The sequence below is a fragment of the Micrococcus sp. HMSC31B01 genome (genome assembly GCF_001816085.1).
Lineage (GTDB): Bacteria > Actinomycetota > Actinomycetes > Actinomycetales > Micrococcaceae > Micrococcus > Micrococcus luteus.
Genome location: NZ_KV825003.1, coordinates 1 through 4,134, shown reverse-complemented (window position 1 = coordinate 4,134; position 4,134 = coordinate 1). Strand labels below are relative to the sequence as shown.

Annotated in this window: 3 protein-coding genes; all 3 read left to right on the top strand. The window is 73.3% G+C overall.

The window, feature by feature from the left end:
* Positions 1 to 47: 47 nt before the first annotated feature.
* The gene (locus HMPREF3105_RS03160) at positions 48 to 1,424 is read left to right on the top strand and encodes a YjiH family protein (protein ID WP_020624961.1); all 1,377 of its coding nucleotides are present in this window, start codon (positions 48 to 50) and stop codon (positions 1,422 to 1,424) included.
* Positions 1,425 to 1,474: 50 nt separating this feature from the next.
* Positions 1,475 to 2,680 carry an imidazolonepropionase gene (gene hutI, locus HMPREF3105_RS03155; RefSeq protein WP_070708763.1) on the top strand — a complete coding sequence of 402 codons (1,206 nt, stop codon included), beginning with the start codon at positions 1,475 to 1,477 and terminating at the stop codon, positions 2,678 to 2,680.
* A gap of 29 nt (positions 2,681 to 2,709) precedes the next feature.
* Positions 2,710 to 4,134: histidine ammonia-lyase (hutH, locus tag HMPREF3105_RS03150; protein WP_070708762.1), on the top strand; the 1,425-nt coding region annotated here is incomplete at its 3' end.

The following is a 4,134-nucleotide window of genomic DNA, read 5'->3' as shown; positions in this document are numbered from 1 at the left end:
CCGGACGGGCGTCCGCCCGTCCGGCTCGCGATCGAAAGGACACCACGATGGACTCGTCCCGCCCCGCAGACCACGAGCTGCACACCGACACCACCGCGATGGCCGCGATCGAGGCCGACGCGCCCCGCCCGCCGGCGCGCTGGCGCATGATCGTCTACTCGGCGATCGGCATCGTCATGTTCTTCGTGCCCGTCACGATCAACGGGGCGAGCTCCATCCCGCTGGACCACCTGGTGACCTGGGTGCGCGGGCTGCTCGGCCCGGCCGACCGCTGGGTGGGCCTGGCCATCATCGCCGCCGGCGCCGTGTACCCGTTCGCCTCGGGTCGCTGGCGGACCAGCACCACGCGGGCGGTGTTCGCGTTCCTCGCCGTGCTCGGCCTGGTCGCCTCGGCGATGGTCGTGTTCGGCGTGGGCCCGAGCTGGATCCTGGACAAGAGCATCGGTCCGTTCCTGATGGACAAGCTCGTGGTGCCCGTGGGCCTGATCGTGCCCATCGGCGGCGTCTTCCTGGCCCTCGTGATCGGCTACGGCCTCATGGAGTTCGTGGGCGTCTACCTGCGCCCGGCCATGCGGCCGATCTGGCGGGTGCCCGGCCGCGCCGCCGTCGACGCCGTGGCCTCCTTCGTGGGCTCCTACGCCCTGGGCCTGCTGCTCACCAACCGCATGTACACCAGCGGCCGTTATACGGCCCGCGAGGCGGCGATCATCGCCGCCGGCTTCTCCACGGTGTCCGCGACCTTCATGGTGATCGTCGCCAAGACGCTGGGCCTGATGGACATCTGGCTCTGGTACTTCTTCGGCACCCTCCTGGTGACGTTCGCGGTCACGGCCATCACCGTGCGCATCCCGCCGCTGAGCCGCATCCCGGACGAGGTGTACCCCGGCGCGGTGCACTCGCCCGAGCTGGCCGTCACCCGGGACCGCTTCCGGGTGGCCCGTCGCGCCGCCGAACAGACCCTCGCCGAGGCCCCGTCCCTGCCGAAGAACATCTGGGTCAACTTCCGGGACGGCCTCGTGATGGTGCTCCAGATCCTGCCCTCCATCATGTCCGTGGGCCTGATCGCCCTGGTCCTGGCCACCTACACGCCCGTGTTCGAGTGGATCGGCGTGATCTTCTACCCGCTGTTCTGGGCGCTGGGCTACTCCGATCCCGGCCTGCTGGCCTCGGCCTCCGCCACCTCGATCGCCGAGATGTTCATCCCGGCCACGATGGCGGCCGGTCACGAGGACCTCGTCGCCCGCTTCGTGATCGGCGTCGTCTGCGTCTCCGCGATCATCTTCTTCTCCGCGGTGGTGCCTGCCATCCTGGCCACGGACATCCCCATCCCGCTGTGGAAGCTCGTGGTGATCTGGGCCGAGCGTGTGGCCCTCACCATCCTGCTCGCCACGCCGGTCGCCCATCTGGTCGCGGCGCTCACCTGAGGCCCACCCCACCGCCCCACCCCCCGTCCGTCCCGCAGAGAGAGGCCCCCATGCGCTCCACGCTCATCACCGACATCGCCGAGCTGACCACCGTCGACCCCGAAAGGCGGGTGCTCACGGACGCGGCCGTCGTCGTCGAGGACGAGCGCATCGCCTGGATCGGCGCCGCCGCGGACGCCCCGGACGCGGACGACCGGGTGTCCGTGGGGGGCCGCGCCGTGCTGCCCGGCTGGGTGGACTCCCACACGCATCTCGTGTTCGACGGGGACCGCTCCGCCGAGTTCGAGGCCCGCATGGCCGGGGAGTCCTACGCGGCCGGCGGCATCGGTGTGACCACCTCCGCCACCCGTGCCGCCTCGGACGACCGCCTGGCCGAGCTGGTCCGCGGCCGGGTGGCCGACGCGGTGGCCGGCGGCACCACCTACCTCGAGACCAAGACCGGCTACGGGCTCACCGTGGAGGAGGAGGCCCGCCACGCGCGCCTGCTGGCCGGGCTGCGCGAGGAGGGCCTCGTGGACGAGGTGACCTTCCTCGGCGCCCACCTCGTGCCCCCGGGCCGGGACGCGGAGGACTACCTCGACGACGTCGTCGGGCCGATGCTCGAGGCCGTGCGGGAGCACGCGAGCTGGGTGGACGTGTTCTGCGACACCGGCGCCTTCGACGCCGAGCAGACCCGCCGCGTGCTCGCCGCGGGCGTGGCGGCGGGACTGGGCGTGCGCCTGCACGGCAACCAGATCGAGCAGGGCCCGGGCGTGGGCGTGGCCGTGGAGTTCGGCGCCGCCTCCGTGGACCACGTCAACCACCTCTCCGACGCGGACGTCGAGGCCCTGGCCGGCACCTGGACCGGCTGGGACCGCGCCTCGGCCACCGGCACGCCCGGCACCGTGGCCGGCTGCCTGCCGGCGTGCGACCTGTCCACCCGCGCCCCGCTGGCGCCCGCGCGTCGCCTGCTCGACGCCGGCATCGAGGTCTCCCTGGCCTCGAACTGCAACCCGGGCACCAGCTACACCACGTCCATGAACTTCAACGTGGGCACCGCCGTGCTGCAGATGCACCTGACCCTCGCCGAGGCCGTGCGCGCCGCCACCCTCGGCGGGGCCATCGGCCTGCGGGCGCAGGACCGCGTCGGCAGCCTCGAGGTCGGCAAGCGCGCCGACCTGCACGTGCTCGACGCCCCCGCCGCCATCCACCTGGCCTACCGCCCCGGCATGCCGCTGACCCATGCGGTCTGGCGCGCGGGCCGCCGGGCCGTCTGATCGACCGACAGCAAGGAGAACGCATCACCATGACCACCCCTCCCGCCACCGTCACGCTCGGCACGTCCGGGGCCACCCTGGACGACGTCGTCGCCGTGGCCCGCCACGACGCCCGCGTGGTGCTCGCCGACGACGTGCTCGAGACCGTCGGCGCGGTCCGCCGCCACGTCGAGGCGCTGGCCGAGGCCGAGACCCCCACCTACGGCGTCTCCACCGGCTTCGGCGCGCTCGCGGACAAGCACATCCCGCTCGAGTCCCGCGCGCAGCTGCAGAAGTCCCTGATCCGCTCCCACGCCGCCGGCATGGGCCCCGTGGTGGAGCGCGAGGTCGTCCGCGCGCTGATGTTCCTGCGCGCCACCACGCTGGCCTCCGGCCGCACGGGCGTGCGCCCCGTGGTGGTCGAGACCTTCGTGGCCATGCTCAACGCGGGCATCACCCCCGCCGTGCGCGAGTTCGGCTCGCTGGGCTGCTCGGGCGACCTCGCCCCGCTCTCCCACGTGGCCCTGGCGCTGATGGGCGAGGGCGACGTCGTCGGGGCGGACGGTGCGCTGCGTCCGGCCCGCGAGGCGCTCGCCGAGGCCGGGATCGAGCCGGTCGAGCTGCGGGAGAAGGAGGGCCTGGCCCTCGTCAACGGCACCGAGGGCATGCTCGGCATGCTGATCATGGCGCTGGCCGACCTCGAGGAGCTCGCCGACACCGTGGACCTCACCGCCGCGATGTCCGTGGAGGCGCTGCTCGGCACCGACCGCGTGTTCGTGCCGGAGCTGCACCTGCCGCTGCGCCCCCACCCGGGCCAGGCGACCTCCGCCGACCGGATGCTGAAGATCCTGGCGGGCTCGCCGATCGTGGCCAGCCACAAGGAGGGCGACTCCCGCGTGCAGGACGCCTACTCGCTGCGCTGCGCCCCGCAGGTGGCCGGCGGCCTGCGCGACACCCTCGCGTACGTGCGCACCGTGGCCGAGCGCGAGCTCGCCGCCACCGTGGACAACCCGGTGGTGCTCGACGACGGCCGGGTGAGCTCGAACGGCAACTTCCACGGGGCGCCCGTGGCGTACGTGCTGGACTTCCTGGCCATCCCGGTGGCCGACGTCGCCAGCATGTCCGAGCGCCGCACCGACCGCATGCTGGACCCGGCCCGCTCACACGGGCTGCCCGCGTTCCTCGTGGACGACCCGGGCGTGGACTCCGGCATGATGATCGCCCAGTACACGCAGGCCGGGCTCGTCTCGGACATGAAGCGTCTGGCCGTGCCCGCGTCCGTGGACTCGATCCCGTCCTCCGCGATGCAGGAGGACCACGTCTCCATGGGCTGGCACGCCGCCCGCAAGCTGCGCTCGGCCGTGGAGAACTTCCGCCGCGTGCTCGCCGTCGAGCTCGTGGCCGCCGCCCGCGCGATCGAGCTGCGCGCCCCGCTGCAGCCCTCCGCCGCGACCGGTGCCGCCGTCCGCGTGATC

What these genes read in the sequence shown, in the direction of transcription:
- HMPREF3105_RS03160 (WP_020624961.1), top strand. Translation starts at nt 48, where the DNA reads ATGGACTCGTCCCGCCCCGCAGACCACGAGCTGCACACCGACACCACC.
- hutI (WP_070708763.1), top strand. Translation starts at nt 1,475, where the DNA reads ATGCGCTCCACGCTCATCACCGACATCGCCGAGCTGACCACCGTCGAC.